General features: G+C 68.4%; 25 protein-coding genes, 2 tRNA genes and 1 pseudogene. 10 read left to right on the top strand and 18 right to left on the bottom strand.

What is annotated here, in order from left to right; translation table 11 throughout:
- Positions 1–553 precede the first annotated feature (553 nt).
- Complete coding sequence (locus tag WH07_RS22800; protein WP_046503132.1) at positions 554–781, top strand: hypothetical protein; 228 nt, start codon at positions 554–556, stop codon at positions 779–781.
- Positions 782–1,196: 415 nt separating this feature from the next.
- On the opposite strand, the pseudogene WH07_RS22795 reads toward WH07_RS22800, so the two are convergent.
- Positions 1,197–1,666 (bottom strand): annotated as a pseudogene (locus WH07_RS22795) (NUDIX domain-containing protein).
- Between the two features lie 588 nt (positions 1,667–2,254).
- Here WH07_RS22795 and WH07_RS22790 point away from each other — a divergent pair.
- The 7 genes from WH07_RS22790 to WH07_RS22760 all read left to right on the top strand — a co-directional run bounded on the left by WH07_RS22790 (position 2,255) and on the right by WH07_RS22760 (position 4,839).
- Positions 2,255–2,569: a hypothetical protein gene (locus WH07_RS22790; RefSeq protein WP_046503130.1), complete on the top strand. Its 315-nt coding sequence runs from the start codon at positions 2,255–2,257 to the stop codon at positions 2,567–2,569.
- Positions 2,566–2,835 carry a hypothetical protein gene (locus WH07_RS22785; protein WP_046503127.1) on the top strand — a complete coding sequence of 90 codons (270 nt, stop codon included), beginning with the start codon at positions 2,566–2,568 and terminating at the stop codon, positions 2,833–2,835. The genes WH07_RS22790 and WH07_RS22785 overlap by 4 nt, the downstream gene beginning before the upstream one ends.
- Entirely contained in the window at positions 2,832–3,200 is a 369-nt protein-coding gene (locus WH07_RS22780; RefSeq protein ID WP_046503124.1) for a DUF6907 domain-containing protein, read from the top strand. The genes WH07_RS22785 and WH07_RS22780 overlap by 4 nt, the downstream gene beginning before the upstream one ends.
- Positions 3,197–3,472, top strand: a complete 276-nt coding sequence (locus WH07_RS22775; RefSeq protein ID WP_046503121.1) for a hypothetical protein — start codon at positions 3,197–3,199, stop codon at positions 3,470–3,472. Before WH07_RS22780 ends, WH07_RS22775 begins: the two co-directional genes overlap by 4 nt.
- 2 nt (positions 3,473–3,474) lie before the next feature.
- Positions 3,475–3,624, top strand: a complete 150-nt coding sequence (locus WH07_RS39910; RefSeq protein WP_157877414.1) for a hypothetical protein — start codon at positions 3,475–3,477, stop codon at positions 3,622–3,624.
- Positions 3,625–3,634: 10 nt separating this feature from the next.
- Positions 3,635–4,144 (top strand): hypothetical protein, encoded by a 510-nt coding sequence (locus WH07_RS22770; RefSeq protein WP_046503119.1) that lies wholly within the window; start codon positions 3,635–3,637, stop codon positions 4,142–4,144.
- Between the two features lie 512 nt (positions 4,145–4,656).
- Positions 4,657–4,839, top strand: coding sequence for a hypothetical protein (locus tag WH07_RS22760; protein WP_046503114.1), 183 nt, complete (start codon positions 4,657–4,659; stop codon positions 4,837–4,839).
- Between the two features lie 79 nt (positions 4,840–4,918).
- Here the strand turns inward: WH07_RS22760 and WH07_RS22755 are convergent, their stop codons facing one another.
- The 15 genes from WH07_RS22755 to WH07_RS22695 form a co-directional block, all read right to left on the bottom strand.
- Positions 4,919–5,128: an NUDIX hydrolase gene (locus WH07_RS22755; RefSeq protein ID WP_046503112.1), complete on the bottom strand. Its 210-nt coding sequence runs from the start codon at positions 5,126–5,128 to the stop codon at positions 4,919–4,921.
- A gap of 123 nt (positions 5,129–5,251) precedes the next feature.
- Positions 5,252–5,455 (bottom strand): hypothetical protein, encoded by a 204-nt coding sequence (locus tag WH07_RS39905; protein ID WP_157877413.1) that lies wholly within the window; start codon positions 5,453–5,455, stop codon positions 5,252–5,254.
- Positions 5,452–5,703 (bottom strand): hypothetical protein, encoded by a 252-nt coding sequence (locus WH07_RS22750; RefSeq protein ID WP_063775812.1) that lies wholly within the window; start codon positions 5,701–5,703, stop codon positions 5,452–5,454. The genes WH07_RS39905 and WH07_RS22750 overlap by 4 nt, the downstream gene beginning before the upstream one ends.
- An 87-nt stretch (positions 5,704–5,790) precedes the next feature.
- A complete protein-coding gene (locus tag WH07_RS22745; RefSeq protein WP_046503110.1) occupies positions 5,791–6,633 on the bottom strand; it encodes a helix-turn-helix domain-containing protein in 843 nt (280 codons plus the stop codon).
- Positions 6,630–7,157, bottom strand: coding sequence for a DUF6879 family protein (locus WH07_RS22740; protein WP_046503138.1), 528 nt, complete (start codon positions 7,155–7,157; stop codon positions 6,630–6,632). Before WH07_RS22740 ends, WH07_RS22745 begins: the two co-directional genes overlap by 4 nt.
- Positions 7,158–7,159: 2 nt before the next feature.
- Positions 7,160–7,369: a hypothetical protein gene (locus tag WH07_RS41990; protein ID WP_046503136.1), complete on the bottom strand. Its 210-nt coding sequence runs from the start codon at positions 7,367–7,369 to the stop codon at positions 7,160–7,162.
- A gap of 193 nt (positions 7,370–7,562) precedes the next feature.
- Positions 7,563–9,857: a phage tail protein gene (locus WH07_RS22730; RefSeq protein WP_046503109.1), complete on the bottom strand. Its 2,295-nt coding sequence runs from the start codon at positions 9,855–9,857 to the stop codon at positions 7,563–7,565.
- 4 nt (positions 9,858–9,861) lie between these two features.
- Complete coding sequence (locus WH07_RS22725) at positions 9,862–10,587, bottom strand: hypothetical protein (RefSeq protein ID WP_046503107.1); 726 nt, start codon at positions 10,585–10,587, stop codon at positions 9,862–9,864.
- Positions 10,584–10,838: a hypothetical protein gene (locus WH07_RS22720; protein ID WP_046503105.1), complete on the bottom strand. Its 255-nt coding sequence runs from the start codon at positions 10,836–10,838 to the stop codon at positions 10,584–10,586. Before WH07_RS22720 ends, WH07_RS22725 begins: the two co-directional genes overlap by 4 nt.
- Positions 10,804–11,241, bottom strand: coding sequence for a helix-turn-helix domain-containing protein (locus WH07_RS42205; RefSeq protein WP_046503103.1), 438 nt, complete (start codon positions 11,239–11,241; stop codon positions 10,804–10,806). The genes WH07_RS22720 and WH07_RS42205 overlap by 35 nt, the downstream gene beginning before the upstream one ends.
- Complete coding sequence (locus WH07_RS22710; RefSeq protein ID WP_157877412.1) at positions 11,228–11,602, bottom strand: hypothetical protein; 375 nt, start codon at positions 11,600–11,602, stop codon at positions 11,228–11,230. Before WH07_RS22710 ends, WH07_RS42205 begins: the two co-directional genes overlap by 14 nt.
- A 324-nt stretch (positions 11,603–11,926) precedes the next feature.
- On the bottom strand, positions 11,927–13,426 hold the full coding sequence (locus WH07_RS22705; protein ID WP_046503098.1) for an AAA family ATPase: 1,500 nt from the start codon (positions 13,424–13,426) through the stop codon (positions 11,927–11,929).
- On the bottom strand, positions 13,423–13,608 hold the full coding sequence (locus WH07_RS40460) for a hypothetical protein (RefSeq protein ID WP_198533869.1): 186 nt from the start codon (positions 13,606–13,608) through the stop codon (positions 13,423–13,425). The genes WH07_RS22705 and WH07_RS40460 overlap by 4 nt, the downstream gene beginning before the upstream one ends.
- Positions 13,605–13,994 carry a hypothetical protein gene (locus WH07_RS22700; RefSeq protein WP_046503095.1) on the bottom strand — a complete coding sequence of 130 codons (390 nt, stop codon included), beginning with the start codon at positions 13,992–13,994 and terminating at the stop codon, positions 13,605–13,607. Before WH07_RS22700 ends, WH07_RS40460 begins: the two co-directional genes overlap by 4 nt.
- 121 nt (positions 13,995–14,115) lie before the next feature.
- Positions 14,116–14,334 (bottom strand): hypothetical protein, encoded by a 219-nt coding sequence (locus WH07_RS22695; protein ID WP_046503092.1) that lies wholly within the window; start codon positions 14,332–14,334, stop codon positions 14,116–14,118.
- A 120-nt stretch (positions 14,335–14,454) separates the two neighbouring features.
- On the opposite strand from WH07_RS22695, the gene WH07_RS22690 reads away from it, so the two are divergent.
- Both WH07_RS22690 and WH07_RS22685 read left to right on the top strand, forming a co-directional pair.
- Positions 14,455–15,000, top strand: coding sequence for a helix-turn-helix transcriptional regulator (locus tag WH07_RS22690; protein WP_046503090.1), 546 nt, complete (start codon positions 14,455–14,457; stop codon positions 14,998–15,000).
- Positions 15,001–15,028: 28 nt separating this feature from the next.
- Positions 15,029–16,222, top strand: a complete 1,194-nt coding sequence (locus WH07_RS22685) for a site-specific integrase (protein ID WP_046503088.1) — start codon at positions 15,029–15,031, stop codon at positions 16,220–16,222.
- Between the two features lie 95 nt (positions 16,223–16,317).
- Here the strand turns inward: WH07_RS22685 and WH07_RS22680 are convergent.
- Both WH07_RS22680 and WH07_RS22675 read right to left on the bottom strand, forming a co-directional pair.
- Positions 16,318–16,390 (bottom strand) — tRNA-Arg (locus WH07_RS22680).
- Positions 16,391–16,563: 173 nt separating this feature from the next.
- Positions 16,564–16,654, bottom strand: a tRNA-Ser gene (locus WH07_RS22675).
- Positions 16,655–17,065: the final 411 nt, after the last annotated feature.

Below are 17,065 nucleotides of genomic sequence, written 5' to 3'. Positions count from 1 at the left end.
CCAGAAACCCCCGCACAGCGGCACTCTCGTGATCGCCCATTCCAGCCTCCCCTTCCCCACACAGCCTGGCGCCAGCGACTGCCGTTGCCGATTAACGACCCGTTCAAAGCTGGATCACCAGTGATTCCAAAACTGGAAGTGCGAGTTCGAATCTCGCCACCCGCTCCACGATGCACCCCACGTCACCCCTACGCCGCTTCGGAGTACAAGATTCCGAGGTTTGCGTCAACTCGGTTCTTGGCACCACCTCCCATGCCTGACTTAGGGTTCCTCGTTGCTGCGCTCACCGGCGCTACAGCGATCCTCGCGAGCTGGGTGGGTTATCGGGGCAGCACGCGGGCCGCACAGATTCAAGCTGAGACGGCCCGCGCTGCACAACAGGCGGAGAACATACGAGCGACGGCGGTCCACCTATGCCCATGTTGTGAATAAAGCTCATGCCGTAGGCGATTTATTCATTAATGTTCTGCTAGCGGTGGAAGTGACGGACCCGGACGCGCGAGCATCAGCGCTGAGAGAAGTCCTTCGTCAGCACCTTCGACTCCACGCAGAGATGACCCCGGCAATTCACACGGCGAATCTGGAGGGCCCGGACGATGTTTCTCAGGTGGCCAGCCGTCTGGAGGCAGCCTCCAAGGACGTCTACGTGGCCATCACGGCCATGGCTGAAACCTCCGCTGTGCACAGCCCCGACTTCGACACGACCTATCACGCATTCTGGGACACGCTGCGAAGTTTCACAGTGGTAGCGAGGAACAGCATCCGCGACGCACGTCAGTGACGTAATGGCGAGCGTGCCCGTGATCGGTTGCCCAGATCACGTCGTTTCCAGGATTTCTGAGACTTCCCGGGCGCTGACACCTTACGGCTTCTGCCTTCACTTTGATGGTGCCACCGCTCGCTTTAGCTACTGGTCACGTACGGCGACTTGATGAGCTGAACAAGTCCGTCTCAGTTTTCGTCTCATCAACCCCGTTCATGGGCGTTCAGGGTACGGCCAAGGGTCGCTCGCTAACCAGCGCCCCCCGCTAACGCTGGTCAACGACCATGGACTCAACCCGCCGCTTCACCAACACAGTTGGAAAGCGTGTTGTTAGGGAACTCGTCCTTCCTCCGGCTGATCGGTGGTGGTCGTGGTCAACGGCCTCTGTATGTCGTCATTGCCATCAGAGTTGCCGTCACCGCGACCTACGAGGTCAGCCGAGGTAGGGCCGATCGCGGTGTTCCAGGAAGTGGCCGATCCGCAACCGTTGCGTGTGGTGCATTGGCAGTTGGTCGATCTCCTGCGGCTGGACGAACCGCAGCTCCGTGGACTCGTCCGAGATCGCGAGCCGACCGCCGACCATGCGGGCGGTGAGCAGATGTTGAACTGTCTGCGTACCTCACCGTCCGAGTAGGCGATGATGTGGCGAGGGTCGCTGTACGTGCCCACGAGCCCGGTGATCTCTACGTCCAGACCCGTTTCCTCCCTCACCTCGCGGACGGCCGTTCCGGGGAGTGAGTCGGTCATCTCCATGCCGCCACCAGGGAGCGCCCAGAGATCGTTGTCCCGTCGGCGCTGAAGAAGGATGCGTCCTTCGTCGTCGGTAACCACGGCGGGCGCGGCGACCACCAAGCTGTTCGGCTCCGGTGCCGCCGGGTCGTCGTAGTACTCGGTCCGTGACATGGTCACCCCTTCTGTTACCGGCGCGCCGGAGGACCGGCCCACCGTCTACGAGGTGGGCAAAGCCCTGAGCTGATGACGAAGCGCCGGTTCATCGGCGCCGCTCGCGCGGCTACGGCCGGCAAGGCAGAGACCGGACTACCCCTCGGCCTGGTCGGCATTCCGGGTGGTCCGGTCACCACAAAAACCCTGATTGGGGCGGTCGGCGCGTTCGAACGCGCGTGCGCCTGCAACTCCGGTCTCACGTTGCCGAGTTGGAGCGGGCTCCGACCTGATCCGTCGCCGAATGCTGTTGCCGCCATTCACCGTGCAAAAAGCCAGAGGCCCTGTGGATCTCTCCACAGGGCCTCTGGTCTGGTGTGCACTCGGCAGGATTCGAACCTGCAACCTTCTGATCCGTAGTTGTATAGCGGCAGTCCAGAGGGTCCAGACGCCCTAAACAGGGTGTACACGGAAGCGCTTCAAAGGCCCTGGCTCCACCCCGCTCCATCACGTCTGTGAGACGTGCGTGAGACGGGCGGCCCCGGCTCGACGACTGCAACGTCGGCCGGGGCCTTGATCCGAACCCCTTCGCATCAAGGAGTCAGACCCATGCATGACCTTCCCATGCCCGCGCCCGGCACCGGTAGCGGCGAGCCCGCACTGTCGCTGGTTCACGATCTACTCGCGGCGATCGTGGAGACGCTCGACGTCCCCCGGCCCCACCAGTTCCGCGACGAAGACGCCTACCACCGGCTGCTGGAGTCCCGCGCCGCCCAGCTGCGCGGCTACCTCCGCGCCATGGTCGACCGCCAGGACGCACCGGACATCCACGCAGACGGCATCCGCAGGATGACCTCCAACAACCCGGTCACCTACACCGCGTGGGAGCGCCCGACGCAGCAGGACGCGGGGGCCGACCGATGACCGCCAACGACCCGATGCGTGATCTGCTCGCCGCAGTCCTCGAAGCGCTCGACATCCCGGCGCCCGCGACGATAGGGGACGGCGAGGTCTACGACCGGCTCCTCAACCAGCGCGTCTCGCACGCCCGGATCGCGCTCCGCGACGCCCTCGAAGACGGACCGCTCGGCATCGAGTGGACCACCGAGTACCTGCGCGAACGGCTCGCCGAACACCCCCCGACCGGATACCGCGCCTGGGGCACCCCGAAGGACGGGGCCGGCCGATGACCGCCGCCCGTACGGTGACGATCGAGACGCTCGACCGCGGCCGGATCACCATCCCCGAGCCGTCCTGGTGCACCGGCCACGAGGGACACCCCCCGCAGTACCGGGCCGACACCATCCACAGCGGGCCCGCACTCCTTCCGGCGTTCTCCGGCTACGAACTCACGTACGCCGCGATCGCCCAGGCCCCGTACGCCGACCGCGTCTCGCGAGACGTCCACGCCAGCGTGAGCCTGGGCGAGTTCAACCGCGCGTGCTCCCCCGCAGAGCTGGACAGCCTCGCCGCGGTCCTGGTGGAGCACGCCGCCCAGTTGCGGGCCATGGCCCGGACGCTCGCCGTTCTGCTCGCCCGGGGTGAGGGCCAGTGAGCACCCCGCCCGCGCCCGGCAAGGGCCTGTCCGTACGGGTCGACCAGAGCCTGTATGACGACCTGGCCGTGATGATGCGCCCCGGTATGACGGCCTCGGACGCCGTGAAATACGCCGTCGCGCTGACGGCCGGCATCTACCGCGGCCTGTCCTCCTCCGGCCTCTGCCCCGAGGGAACGATGCCGCTGATCAAGGCCGTTCAGGTCCAGTTGCACGAGCCGCGTCATACGGCCGCCGAAGGGCGTATGACGGGCGACGGGCCGGAGGGGTAGCCGTGGTGCTCTCCCTCGCGTTCTTCGCTGGCTCCGCGCTCCTCGCGCTGTTCGGTCTGTGCGCCGTCGCGCTCCACGACGTCCCGCGTATTACGGGGACCGTCGCGTTCATCCTCACCGCCGCGGCGTTCATCGTCGCCCTGTTCCACTGAGGACACGATCATGAACTTCTCCACGTACGGAATCGTCTCCCTCGGCGGTGTGACCGTTGGCCTGTCCCTGCTCGGGTGGGAGATTGCCCGCTGGTGGCCCGGCCGGAAGAGGGTTGCCAAGCAGCTCGTCCGCCTGGTCCCGTTCACCCTCGCCGCCCTGTACGGGATGCTCCTCGTCCTCTCCGCCGGGGGCCTGCTCGGGCTCGGCGCGGACTGGTCCCTCTGGGGCGCCTCCGAGCTGGGGGACGCGGTCCTGGAGTACGGGATCGGCAGCGACGCCCCGAACGTCACCCGGTCCTCGAACCTCGTCCTCACCCCCGGCGGGCACGCCTTCGTCATCGTGGCCACCGGGGTCCTGATCGCCGTCTGGACCCGCCGCGGCGGCTTCCGCTGGGATCTCGCACGGGCTGTCCTGTGCGGGATCACCCTGGGCCTGTCCTCCGGGGTCGCGGGGATCGCCGGGTACGTCCTGTCGCCCGTCGTCAGCACGGCCGGCGACGTCATCGTGGGTCTCCTGTGACCGCCCGCCAGGCCGCGGCCGACGTGGTCTCGCGGGTCACCGGGCCGGTTGTCGCGGCGTACGGGCGGCTGTGCCTCGGCACGGGGCTGCTGCTCCACGGGGCGGGCGGATGGCTCGCCCCGGAGGGGGCCGGGTGGAGGTTCCTCGCCCGGTGCGGCGGGTGCGTCCTGGGGCTGTTCTTCGCCGGACGGCTCCTTGAGCGGGCGCCGTACCTGATCGCCGCCGTGCCCGTCGTATGGGCGGTCGCAGCGTGGGGCGTGTCCGATTCGTACGCCACTCCCCCACCGCTTCCCGAAACCCCTTCTGGCGACGTTTACGCAGTTGGGGAGCCAGTGGTGACGAGAGTAGAGAGGGGCTCAGAAGGGGTTACGTGCACCATCCACGTACAGCAGCGGGAGGTGAGCGGCGCGTGATCCATGGGCGGTTGAACAGCGGCTGACGGCTGCCCGATCCGCCCGGCCCGTACGGGCGGTGAGGGGAGCCGGGACAGCCCCGGAGCCAGAGAGGACGACATGACCTACCAGGACAACGACCGCGAGTTCGCGCCCGACTGCGGCGCGGTCACCCCCGAAGAAGAATGCGGCGAGTGCGAAGCCTGCGACAAAGCTGCCTACCAGGGCATCGAGAACGACGTTGAGGCCGGAAGGATCACCGAGGCCGAGGCCCGCGAAGCCCACGCCCTACGCGGCCACTGACCGGCCACCAGCCCGAGGCCCCGTCGCGAACTGCGGCGGGGCTTCCGCCGTTCGCGCGCGGGCGGCCACTGAGCCAAGGTCACTCAGGATCAGCGAGCGCGGCGGCCACCTCGGCGGGCGTGGCCGGCCGCACCAAGTCCGCAGGCGCGGTCCACTCCTCGCCACCGGTCACCGGCTGAAGGACGACCAGGCCGCCGTCCGTCCTGAGTAGCCGGCCCACCGCGCCCGTACGGATGTCGACGACCACGAGGTGGCTGAAGCGGCTCCGCCAGTCGGATGGGTCGGCCATGCGTCCCTCCGGGCGAGCCGATGGTGCATCGGGCGGTGTCTCCGCCGTGCGTCTGCGAGTGCACGCGCGGACCGGCCGGGGCGCTGAAGCCGCCCGCTGCGGGATGTCAGCAGCGGGCGCCAGTCAGCGGGGGCAGGCCCATACCTCGGCGTCGAGGACGTGCACGCCTGACCGGCCGCGCGCCCAGCCGCGGTACACCGCGCCCGACGTCAGCGGCCGGCCGCACGCGTAGCAGGCCCGGCCCGCCCACGCCTCCGTGGACAGGTCGCCCGCGGGCGGTATGGGCGCCTCGGCGCACGGAACCCGCGCGGCCTGCAGGGTACTCATGACCGCTGCTGGAAGGCCGCAGCCCCGACCTGGAGCTTGGCAAGCAGCTCTTCCACCGAGATCTCGGAGACAGGCGTGAGCCAGTGCTGCTCGCGGCACGGGGCACAGGCGTACACGCTGCCGCCAGCCCCCGAGCCAACCTCGATGATCTCCACCAGTACGGCCGTCTCAGACGGTCCTCGGTGGTAGTGGCACCAGCCGCAGGACGGAGTGTCGGTCTGGACGTCGGTGCTCGTCTGTCTGGCCATGTACCGGACCGTAGGCGCCCGTGTTTCTCAGGTCTGGCCTTGTTTCTCGCTGTTTCTCATCCGGCCGCCGCCGTTTCCTGATGTTCCTCAGGACGGGGCGAGAGCGGTACGGGCGCGGGCGATGATCCGGTGCGCGTCCCGACCACGGACGGCCGCCACGGCGAGGGTGTCCCAGATCCGTCCGTACAGCGCGAGATCCTCGGGAGAGTCGAGCCACATTTCGGCGTGCCAGGATTCGGCAACAACGAGCCGGTCATCGTGGATCCAGAAGTCGTCGCCCGCCGCGATCCGTACGTCGGCTGTGAGCGGGATGATTCCCAGCTCGACCGTGGAGAGCCCGTTGACGGACATCAGCCGGTCGAGCTGGTCAGCGAGCACCGAGGGCGGGCAGATCCGCACGTACAGGGCCGACTCCCAGATGAGGACCCGATAGGTCCGCCCTGCGGAGTAGAGCCCCTCCTGTCGGCGCATCCGGGAGGTGACGCCTGCCTCGATGTCCCGCGTTGCGCCGTGCAGCTCGGCGTACCGCGTGAGCACGTGCCGGGCGTACTCGGGGGTCTGGAAGACGCCCGGTACGACCGCCGCTGAGACCCCGCGCAATACCTTGGTCCTCTCGTGCTGCGCACCGAGGGCGTCCTGCACCGCGCGATGCCCGCCGGCGAACTGCCGACGCCATGAACGGTACGTCGATTCGAGCCCGGCCAGACGGCCCTTCAGTTCCCCCGCAGACTCCGGCCGGCCGACGCCGCGCGCCCATGCTTCAAGGTCTGCGTTGGTCGCGGTCTGTTTGCCGTTCTCCAGCTTCGAGACCTTCGACGGCGCCCAGCCGCACTCGGCAGCCAGGCCGCGGACGGTGAGCCCGGCCTCGGTGCGCAGCTCACGCAGCCGCGCACCGAGAGCGGTTCTGGCCTGCTGGTAGTCAGTGCTCACATGGGGGAAGCTACCCGGCCTACAAACTCGGCGTGCCCGATGGCGTAGTGCCAGGCGATGTCACGGGCCTGGCACGCACGTACGACGTCTTCCGGGCTTGTGGTCAGCTCCATGCGCCGGTTCGAGTCGTCCCAGTTGAAGCGGGCCAGGACTCTGGAGTCGAACAGCCAGAAGTCCTCGCGCGGCAGGTGGAGTTCCTCGGCGCGAGCCCTGGTCAGGTACCGGATGTCCTCCCCTGCGGCCAGATTGTCGGGCGTCGTGGCGAGGAGGTACCGCTGCCCGTCGCTGGGCGGCTGGTCGACCAGGCGCACGCGCTCGATCCGCAGGCCGCGCGCGGTCAGCTCCCGCATGGTGGAGAACCACGGCCCCTCGTCCCGGGGAGGGGCGATGCCTCGGAGGAACTGCTGATACTCCTCGGTCGCCTCGTCGGCCGCGTACGAGCGACGGGTCTCCAGTCGCCAGGCAGTGTGCTGAAAGCCGTTGCGGAAGTACTCCAGGATGCCGCTCGCGGGGACAGCATCCACGCTCACGACCGCGGGGCAAAGTTGACGAGCAGGGCACGGTCCACGACAACGAGGGATTCCCCCTTCAGCGGGTTCGCCATCTGCGCGAGGACCTCGGGATCGGTGACGGTGTACCCCTGCACCAGGATCTCCCCGGTGTCGACGTCCTCATAGAGCGTGGGGCATTCGCCGCTCTTCGAGTTAGTGCCGAGCATCCGCAGTTTGCGGGCCATGGTGTTCCCCTCTTCTGTCCGGCTCGGGTGCCGGGCGGGCAGCACGGTAGCCCGGTAATCGAGAAACACGGAAGGCGGCAGCGTCCTTGCTCGCGCGCTCTCTGACTCCGTTGGTATGCCGCGGACATGCCGAAGGCGTCCGGCTTAGCCGGACGCCTTCGGCACAGTCAGCTTTCGCTCACGACCGGAGCGCCTACCGTGGCCTCCCTACCCGGGCGCGGGCGTCCTGGCGGCGCTGGAGCGCCTCCAGGTCCCGGATCGTCATGTCCCGCTGCGTCAGGGTGTACGAGTTGTAGGTGTTCCGGTTCTCGGTGTACGTACGCCGGTCCACCGCCGAGGCCGCGCCGCGCCCACTCCCCGAAGCCGGCCGTAGGGGCGGAGCCGGTGACACAAGACCGGCCATCGCGGCGCCGCCGAGCGTGGGCGCACCCACGCTCGCGACGATCCCCGAGGTGATCCCGCGGAGCTGCCGCTGAAGAGCCGGGACCTGCTGATCAATCCCGGTCATCAGGCCGGTCATCAGCGCCTGTCCAGAGGGGCCCAGGAGCCGCAGGTCGACGGCCATCGGACCCTTCCAATCCGGGATCATCCCGGTGATGGAGCTGAACTTGTCCTTCAGCGCTCCGATCATCGCGGTGACTCCGTTGATGAGGCCCTGGATGATGCTGCGGCCGACCCCAGTGAGCAGGCTGCCCAGGTTGCCGATGGCGTCCTTGATCCGGCCCGGGAGAGACCGTACGTACGTGATCAGCCCGACGACGCGGGATGCGGTTCCGGTCCGGATGCGGTCCCAGTGCCGCAGGAAGAAGCTGACCAAGGGCAGGTTCGTGATGTAGCCGAGGAGCGCCGCCCCGACGCTCTTGATCTTTCCCCAGACCCAGGCCCAGGCCGCGCCCGTGACGCGCTTGATCCTGTCCCAGTTGAGGACGACGACCGCAGTCAAGCCCACGACCGCAGCAATCACCCACCCCACGGGCCCCATCGCCACGAGCCACTGCGCGGCCATCGTCGCCGCCCACGCCACCCCGCGCGCGGCCATCAACGCGAACTGCCCAACGGAGACAGCGGCGGCCCGGACCACCCCGGCAACCCACGTAGCCGCCATCCGCGCCGCTGACGCGGCCCAGGCGCCCGCTGCCTGCGTGGCCGACACAACCGCCGAGGCTGCCATCCGCGTGCCCGACGCCACCGCTGTTGCGGCCGACCGAAGCCAGGTCTTGATCACCCGTCCGAGCCGGGTCTCAAGGAAGTCGGTCGCGGCACCGGTAACCGCCGTGTACGCCGCGTACGCCTTCATCGCGATGACCGTCGTGGTGATGGCCGCAGCAAGCGCGGTGAGGACGGGGGCGGGCGTGTTGTTGATGACGTTCGCGAGCCCGAGAGCGAGCTGGGTGGTGACACCGATCAGCGGCGAGACAGCTATCAGCAGCTTCACGGCCGCCGCGGCGAGACTCCCGAGCATCTGCCCGCCCTGCCCGGCGAGTTCGATGAACTGCGCGAAGCCCTCGGACCCCTTCAGGCCCGCGCCCCAGGTGGCGAACGCGGCCGTCATCGCCACCAGGCCACCCGTCACCCCAGCCGAGGCGGGCAGGAACGCTTGGAGGAGCCCACCGAAGCCCTTGGCGATGTTCCCGATCGCCGTGAGGAAGTTCTTCAGCGCCGTCCCGGACGCGGCGGCCATATCCGCTGCCCAGCCCTTGAAGTTGGCCGACCGCACCCCAACCGCGACCCGGTCCAGGAAATCCCCGAGAGCAGCCGCCCCGGCCTTCACGAACGGCGTCAGCGTCGGGAGGAGGGCGCGGAGGATCTCGATCCCCCGGGTGAACACGGGCATGGTGCTGCCGGCCAGGGAATCGGACCACGCCTGCTGGTCGTTCTTGAGGCCCGCGAGGGCAACGGCCGTTGCGCGCGTCGCCGGGGGAAGGCCCTTCATCTGCGCTTCGGCCGCCGCGTCGGCTTCCGTCGCGGCCCGTGTGGCGCTGGCGACGTCCGCGAGCGCCTTCTTGTACGCGTCGCCGCCCTTCGCCGCCAGGTCGGCCGCGAGTCTCTTCTTGAGCAGCACCTTCTCGTGGGCCGCATCGGCCGCCTCCGCCGCCCCTGCCGCCTCCGCCACAGCCTCCAACTGCGGCTGTGCCGCGAGCTGGAATGCCTTCGCCGCGATTCCGGCAGCAACCGCGCCCGCCACGAGCCCGCCCAGGGCGGTGCCCACGGCGGCGACCACCGGGAGCCCTGCGCCAATCCCGACGACTGCGGGCGAGATCTTCATCAGCGCGGTCACGGCTCCACGCGCGCCTTCACCGATCCGCCTGCTGAGCGACCGGCCCATCGCCTCGGACTCAGTGGTAAACCGGCCGCGGGCGTCTCGGAGTCGACCATCAGCGTCGCGGGTGAAGCCGCGCAGACGCAGTTCGGCAGAGGTGAGCGTCCTGTTGTACGGCCTGTCGTCCAGACGGAGCCCCGCGACCAACTCGCCAATGTGCAGCGCCATGAGGTCAGCTCCCCGCCGGAGCAAGTCCGCGCTGCCGCTCGGCGGCGATCCGCCGACGCGCGGGCAGTTCGTCCCATGCAGGCGTCCCGTACCGCCTGGCGTCGCTCTCAGCGAGCTTGCGGGCCTGCTCCGCACGGAACGCCTGGTCCTCGGCATCGGCCCGCGCATCCTGCTTGGCGCTGTCCTCGAAGTGCCGCTGTCGGGCCGCGTCGAGTGCACTCTTCACGGCGCTGTTGCCGTCCGCAGGCTGGTACACGGTGCCGTCCACGGTGACTGTGGTGGTCGGCGTGCCGGACCCTGCGCCGATGTCCGCGCTGACGGGGAGGGTCGACGCGGAGCCGTAGCTGGTCAGGCGGAACGCGTGCCCGGTCAGTACGCGGGAGTGGCCGGCGCAGAGCTGGAGCAGCTCGTAGACGGCGCTCTGGATGCGCTCTTGCAGCTCCGGGATCTTGCCGAGGTCGTAGGCGGCGATGTCCGCGAGGAACGCGTCACGGCGCAGAGCGGCGGCGGTATCGACCTGCTCTTGGCGCAGTTGGTCGGCGCGCTTGACCGCAGCCTCACGGCGAAGATGCACGAACCGAAGGGTGCTGCGGGCTTCCTCGATCTGGTCGGGTGTGACGTCCTGGTCACCTTCGCGCACCCGCGTTTCCAGGTTCGTCACGGTCGTCTCGGCCTCGGTGACGTCCTGGTCGGCCGTGGCAAGGACCTGCTCGGGAGTCTCGGCGCTCATGCGGCGTCGCCTCCGTTCCAGGCGGCGCGGCGGGCCTTGACCATCAAGTCGATAGCGGCGGCGTCCCGCTCGCTCCGCTCACGGCGTGCGGCACGACGCAGTTCGATCGCTTCTGTGCGCAGACGCGCAGCCTCGCGGAGTGCGTCCTGCGTGGCCTCGGGGCTGTCCAGACTGTCCGCAGTGCTGCGGATCTCTATGGAGCGCTGAGCGAGCCTGTCAGCCCTGCTCAGACGCGGTTTCGTGGCGGACATGGTCACTCCTGCCGTGGCGGAACTCATCGAAGCTGTCGGCGTCGATGAGCCACAGGCGGGCATTCACACGCCGGCCCCGGAGGCGTCCGGACCCCAGGAGAGTTCGAATCCAGCGGGGCCGACATCCCATGACCGCTGCGGCTTCATCAACGGTGAGTTCCACTCTGGGCGCGGGCGGACCTTCGCTTCCGACGTCGGCAGTGGGAGCGGGCGCGGGGCGGCGTGCGGCGGCGTGGAGGTCGCGCAAGAGGCGCTCCGCGGCAGGGGAAGGGCGCCCGCCATCGGCGCGGTAGACAGCGAGCAGGCCAATGGACAGGATGCGCTCAAGCTCGCGGGCGTGGCGGTGGGGCACGGCCAGAACGACCGTGCCATCCGGGCTGGGGCGGCCATCAGGCGTCGTCATCGGGCCGGCCGTTCTGGCGCGCGATGTCGGCAAGATGCTGATCGAGCATCCGCCGGGCACCAGGGGCGCCCTGGCGGACCGCGCGGCGCAGGGTCCGGGTGAGTTTCTCGTTCTCGGCGGCCAGTGCCTTACGGTGCCGTTCCGAGTCCTGCTCTGCCTGCTCAGCCTCCACGGCCAGGCGCTCAAGCTCGCGGGTCGCCTCGGCGGCAAAAGCGGCGTGACGGGCGATCAGGGCCGGGTCGTGCCGGGCTTCCTTCCGGAGGCGGGCGAGAGCGCGGCGGAAGCGGGCGTTCGCGGCGTCCAGCTCGGGACGACCCGGATACGGAGCACCGGGCTGGAGGTCGAGGGGCGGGTTGGGCATGAGCTTCTCCTCGTACATGTCCGCGCGCCTACGCGCGGGACCGAAGGAACCGGTTCCCGCGCGGGCGGTTGGTCGGGCTGGCCAGTCGTTACCGCTGTCCGGACTCGGGGGTGGTTCCTGCGCGGGCAACTGGGGGGTGTGACCGGTGTGATCACCCCAAGGGGGGTGATCACACGCATCACACCCCTGTGACCATCGTTTGGTCACGCCCTCGGTCACACCCGAAATGGGCTCTGATCTGCACCTTTCCCGGCTTCGGGAAGTGGCTGTGATCGGGTGTGACCGTGTCGGTTGGTCACGGGGGGTGTGACCAGTTACGTAGCGTCACGCTTTCCGCCCCTTCTCGGTCACGGCCCAGAGGACGAGAGAGGCGTCACGTCGGTCGGTCGAGTCGATCCGGTCGACCAAGCCGTCCTTGGCCATCTCGTTCAGGTGGCGGCTGCTCACCTCTCGGGTGAGGCCGTTGCCGGTCTGCTCGGCTACGCGGTCCACGACCTGTGCGCGGGGTACCGGGACATCGAGGGAGCGCAGAGCCGTGAGGAGCTTCTTGGCCGCCGGAGCGAGCTTCTTGGGCTGGTCGCCCTCGGGCGCGGGGCCGTCGTACTCAAGAACGGCGGAAGTCACCGGCCGGCCGTCTTCTTCGGCCTCTCCGTCGAGCGACACCTGACGCAGCGAGAAGCCCAGCGACTCGATCTCTTCGCTGTCCTTCTGCTTGTCGGTGCCGATGACGACCCGGGTGTCGGCTCCCTTGCCGGTCTTGGTCACGGTGAGCTCGGTCTGCATGGCGCCCTTGACCGCGCTGGAGCCGCGGCCGTGGTCGCCGTTGAGCCCCTTGTGGTGGATGAGGAGAACGCAGGCCCCGCTTGCGGCGCGCAGCTGCTCCATGCGGTCGACCACGCGGCCCATCTCGGTTGCCGAGTTCTCCTCCACCCCAACCGTGACGCGGGCCTGCGTGTCGAGGACGACGAGTACGGGCCGCTTCGTCCCGCACAGGTTGATGAGAGCCTGCCACTCGGGCTCCATGGACTGAACGGGGCGGGGCAGGAAGTAGACGTTGCGCATCTTCTGGCCGTGGTGCTTCTCCCAGGCCCGTACGCGCTTCCTGATGCCCTTGGCGCCCTCGGCAACGAGGTAGATCACGCTTCCCTGCCGTACGGGGCGGCCGTGCCATGTGAGCCCCACCCCGACGTGCCCGGCGAAGTCGAGGGCCACGAACGATTTGCCGTGCCCGGAGGGCCCGTTGACCCTGCTGAGGGTGTCGAGGAACAGCATGTCGGCGATCAGCGGTTCAAGGTTCGGGATGGTGTCGAGACCGTCAGTGTCGAGGAGTTCGGAGACAAGGCTCCGCTCGGCCACCGGATCGCCGGTTATGGACGCGAGAGCTGACGTGATCTTGGTCAGCACGTCTTCAAGGTCGCCATTGCCGGACCGTACAGATTCGCGGCCCTGGTCGAGCGTCTGGAGCGCCTGGCGGCGCGCCCACTGCCCGGAGACGATCCGGGCGTAGTGCAGGGGCTCAGCAATGGCGTACGGCTGGCTGGCGATGCTGGAGACCGCGGCTGGCCCTCCGACGCGGGTGAGGTCATCGGACTTCCGTAGCGCGTCCGTAATGGTGATCGGGTCAAGCGGTTCGCCCGCCGCAGCGAGGCCGACCATCGTGCGGTACAGCGTTTCGTGCGCGGGCTTGTAGAACTCGTGCCCTTCGAGGACGCCCACCAGATCGGGGATGGAGTCCCGGTGGAACATCATGCCCGCGAGCACCCCGCGCTCCGCCTCTTCGTCGTACGGCGGGATACGGCTGAAGCCTCCGTCGTTCTCGCTCACATGTGCTCCGGTGCTTCGAGTGGTGCAAGACGACGCCGGATCTCCCAGAGCTGCCAGCCGTTGGTGTGGCATCGCTGGATTTCGGCGCGGAGTTCGCGGCGGGTGAGGCCGTAGGGGGGACGCCCGGCGGCCCCCGGCACCGTGGTGGGGTCGGGGGCTCGGGTGGTGGTGCGGGTGGTCACGGACGCGGCGCCCGCGCGGGAAGGTTGTTGCTCCGGTAGATCGACAGCCACGTGGCGATGACGTCCAGGTCCTCGGTCATCGCGGCGTACGGGTCGGTCCCCGCCACGCGGGCCTCGGTGGCACGGAGGCGAAACAACTTCTCCAACTGCGACATGACGTTGCCGAACTGGTCGTCGGCGGTCGGGTGGGTGTTGTCCAGGTCAGCGCGCAGCATCTCCAGGCGCATGAGCGCGGCGTCCCTCTCGGCGCGGGCCTCTTTGAGCTGGTCCGTCAGCGGGTCGGTGGAGGGCTCGGGCGCGGTCGGCAGGCTCGGGACCGCGACGGCGTACGGCAGACGGCCGGTAGGCGCGCTGGCGATCTTCGGGACCGACGTGGCAAGCTTCACGTGGAGTTCCTTTCGACGGCGGCGCAACGGGTCGGTAGCCCGCGCCGCCGTTGGCGTGTTCAGGATCAGTGGGGCTTCGCGGTCCTCAGCGAGACGTTGACGCGCCTGCTGAGGGCCGTTCTCATGCCGCTTCGAGAAGTCGTACGAGGCTCGCGGTAACGACGCGCTTGGCGCCGTAGTCCAAGACCTTCACCGGCGACTCGCCGCGCTTCACCAGCGCATACAGCTGGCTCTGGGAGATCCCGAGCGCCAGCGCAGCCGCAGGCACGCTGACCGTGGCGGGCCAGTTCCGGACCTCGGCAAGCGTCGGCGTTACGGCCACCGCCCTTGCAGCGGACATGACTTACCTCCGATGGAAGGTTCACAATTCCTGTCTCTCCACACCTTCCACTCGACTCCATCCAGTTGTCAAGCCAAGTCACCTATGTAATGCTGAACCTGCCATCGAGAAGGGATTGCCGTGAAGGTCGAGGAAGTGATCGGCAGGAATCTCCTGCGCATTCGTGAGGAGCGCGGCCTGTCGCAGGCCGAGCTAGGACAGGCAGTTGAGCCGCACCTCGGGCGCCCGTGGAGCCGTCAGGCGGTGTCGGCGGCGGAGAAGGGCCGGCGCTCGTTCACGGCGGCTGACCTGCTGGCCCTGGCACGGATCTTGAACACCTCTGTACCGGCCCTCTTCCTCGCGGCAGGATGGGGGGAGGGGTCCACGGTGGAGCTTGCTGACGGCATCTCTGTCGGCATGGAGGAGTACCGCGAGCGGATCTTGCATGACAGTGACGTTCACGGGGCGTCTCAGCTCATGACGCAGGCCGACATCCAGGATCTCGGTGCATCGGTGCTCAAGATCAGGGCCGAGCACATCAAGGCTGGCGGGGCGATCCAGGCATTGCTGATCAGCACTCTCTACGCGGCGAAGGCATCAGGGCTCAACGCCGACCCTGCGGGGCTGGAAGAGCTGATTACGAAGCTGGGGGAGGTCGCGGCGGAAGACGGGCCCCTGGAGCACTAAGCGCCAGGGGCCACCAGAAAGGGGAGGCGTGCCAGAGATCAAGAAGGTGACAGCGAGAGGGAAGACCCGCTATCGGTTCGTGATCGACATCGGGTTGGACCCGGTCACCGGGAAGCGCCGCCAGCTCACGGTCACAAAGGACACCTCGACTGAGGCCAAGAACGAGATGGCGCGCATACAGCACCAGCGCGCTGTCGGGACCTTCGTCGCGCCGTCGAAGATGACGGTGGAGCAGCTAGTTGACGTGTGGCTCGCGCTGGTCACACCTGATGTGGAGGTGAAGACGGCGCGCTCGTACGTGGACGCCATGGCGTACGTGAAGACGCGGCTGGGCGCGAAGCCGGTCCAGCAGCTCACCGAGGAGGACGTGACCGAGATGGTCACATGGATGCTCACCAGCGCCCGCCGGATCGGAGGGAAGCCGGGTACCGGGCTCAGCGTCCGGACGGTGGACCTCACCCTGGGGCGCCTGCGGGCCGTGCTCGTCCTCGGGATGCGGCGCAGCATCCTCGCGCGGAACGTGGCCGAGTACGTCACCGTTCCGAAGGCGGCCCGGAAGGCGGCCCGTGCGAAGAAGCGCGAGCGGAAGCCGTGGAACGAGGACGAAGTGAAGCAGTTCCTCGCGGGCATCCGGGACGTCCGGGAGTACGGCGGGTGGATGCTGACGTTCATCGCTGAGCGGCCGGCCGAAGTCTGCGGCGCCCGCTGGGAGGAGGACATCGACCTGGAGAACGGCACGACCACGGTCAACAACACCAGGACCCTGGCCTACGACCCTTCACTTCCGCGCGGTGAGCGCTCCGTTGTGGTGGAGAAGGACACCAAGACCGAGGCCGGGGAGCGGGCTTTGCCCCTGCCTCTCCCTACGTGGGTCGGGTTGAAGGCGTTCCGCAAGATCCAGGTTGCCGAACGTCTGGCGGCAGGGGAGGCGTACGAGGGCAGTGGCTACGTGATGGTGGATGCGCTGGGGCGGCCGTGGAAGACGGACAAGCTCCGGCGCGAGGCGTACAAGCTCATGGACGCAACCGGGGTGCGGCGGGTGACGCTCTACATGGCCCGCCACGCGATCCTGTCCTGGCTGGCCAACAACGGCGTGCCGGACACGGTGGTGTCGGCGTGGGCCGGTCATACGGATCTGTCGTTCACGAAGCGGGTTTACGTGCACCCCGATCCGCAGTCGCTTCGGGCCGGTTCGGACAAGCTTGCTGAGCTGCTCGGATAAGCAAGATCAACAAGGATTGTGAGAAAACGTGAGACAACACGATGAAGGCCCCGACCCTCCGAAGAGGAATCAGGGCCTTGACCTTGCGTTTCTTGTGCACTCGGCAGGATTCGAACCTGCAACCTTCTGATCCGTAGTCAGATGCTCTATCCGTTAAGCTACGAGTGCCTGGCGTTCCGGGCTTTTGGGGCCGGGCCGCGCTGCGAGAACAACAGTACATGACCTGCGGCGTCAGGTGAAATCCATTCCCCGCACCTGCCCTGACCTGCGGAAACCGTGGAATCGGGCGGGAAACGACCGAAGCCCCGGCCGGGGTGGCGGGGGCTTCGGTGATCTCTGCGCGGAGGCGGAGGGATTTGAACCCTCGATGGGCTTTAAGACCCAAACCGCATTAGCAGTGCGGCGCCATAGACCGGACTAGGCGACGCCTCCAGCATCACCCGCGCGTGCGCGAGCGGTGTGCAGATGATGACACAGCCAGGTGCGGTGTCACCAATCGCTCCTCACGGTACTAGGCAGGTGGGGCGGAGAGCAAAGCCCTTCCGGGTGCGCAACGCCGGGGCTCGGCGCGCGTTAGAGAGGGCAGGGATGCCGGGGAGCCGTTCCCCGGATCCGTCGGTCGTCATCCGTAGCCCTGATCCGTCGGCCGTCATCCGTAGCGGCCGTCATCCGTAGCCCGGGCCCGCGGCCCGTGTCCCGTGCGGTCCGCGCCCGTACCCCGCCAGGAGCCTCCATGTCCCGTCGCCCCGTCCTCACCGCCGCCGTCTCCCTCGCCGCGGCCGCCGCCGTGCTCGGTGCCCTCGCGCCCGCCGCCCTCGCCGGGCCCTCGTCCGTCCCTTCTAC

Source organism: Streptomyces odonnellii (genome assembly GCF_000981895.1).
GTDB classification, from domain to species: Bacteria; Actinomycetota; Actinomycetes; order Streptomycetales; family Streptomycetaceae; genus Streptomyces; species Streptomyces odonnellii.
The sequence above is the reverse complement of the archived record's forward strand: the minus strand, read 5'-3'. Positions and strand labels throughout refer to the sequence as shown.

Bases quoted from the DNA above. Each gene is read 5' to 3' on its own strand.
- WH07_RS22780 (WP_046503124.1), top strand. From the start codon at position 2,832: ATGACCGCCGCCCGTACGGTGACGATCGAGACGCTCGACCGCGGCCGG.
- WH07_RS22695 (WP_046503092.1), bottom strand. From the start codon at position 14,334: ATGTCCGCTGCAAGGGCGGTGGCCGTAACGCCGACGCTTGCCGAGGTC.
- WH07_RS22720 (WP_046503105.1), bottom strand. From the start codon at position 10,838: ATGTCCGCCACGAAACCGCGTCTGAGCAGGGCTGACAGGCTCGCTCAG.
- WH07_RS22785 (WP_046503127.1), top strand. From the start codon at position 2,566: ATGACCGCCAACGACCCGATGCGTGATCTGCTCGCCGCAGTCCTCGAA.
- WH07_RS22790 (WP_046503130.1), top strand. From the start codon at position 2,255: ATGCATGACCTTCCCATGCCCGCGCCCGGCACCGGTAGCGGCGAGCCC.
- WH07_RS22760 (WP_046503114.1), top strand. From the start codon at position 4,657: ATGACCTACCAGGACAACGACCGCGAGTTCGCGCCCGACTGCGGCGCG.
- WH07_RS39905 (WP_157877413.1), bottom strand. From the start codon at position 5,455: ATGAGTACCCTGCAGGCCGCGCGGGTTCCGTGCGCCGAGGCGCCCATA.
- WH07_RS22755 (WP_046503112.1), bottom strand. From the start codon at position 5,128: ATGGCCGACCCATCCGACTGGCGGAGCCGCTTCAGCCACCTCGTGGTC.
- WH07_RS22800 (WP_046503132.1), top strand. From the start codon at position 554: ATGACCCCGGCAATTCACACGGCGAATCTGGAGGGCCCGGACGATGTT.
- WH07_RS22710 (WP_157877412.1), bottom strand. From the start codon at position 11,602: ATGCCCAACCCGCCCCTCGACCTCCAGCCCGGTGCTCCGTATCCGGGT.
- WH07_RS22730 (WP_046503109.1), bottom strand. From the start codon at position 9,857: ATGGCGCTGCACATTGGCGAGTTGGTCGCGGGGCTCCGTCTGGACGAC.
- WH07_RS22770 (WP_046503119.1), top strand. From the start codon at position 3,635: ATGAACTTCTCCACGTACGGAATCGTCTCCCTCGGCGGTGTGACCGTT.
- WH07_RS41990 (WP_046503136.1), bottom strand. From the start codon at position 7,369: ATGGCCCGCAAACTGCGGATGCTCGGCACTAACTCGAAGAGCGGCGAA.
- WH07_RS42205 (WP_046503103.1), bottom strand. From the start codon at position 11,241: ATGACGACGCCTGATGGCCGCCCCAGCCCGGATGGCACGGTCGTTCTG.
- WH07_RS22725 (WP_046503107.1), bottom strand. From the start codon at position 10,587: ATGAGCGCCGAGACTCCCGAGCAGGTCCTTGCCACGGCCGACCAGGAC.
- WH07_RS22750 (WP_063775812.1), bottom strand. From the start codon at position 5,703: ATGGCCAGACAGACGAGCACCGACGTCCAGACCGACACTCCGTCCTGC.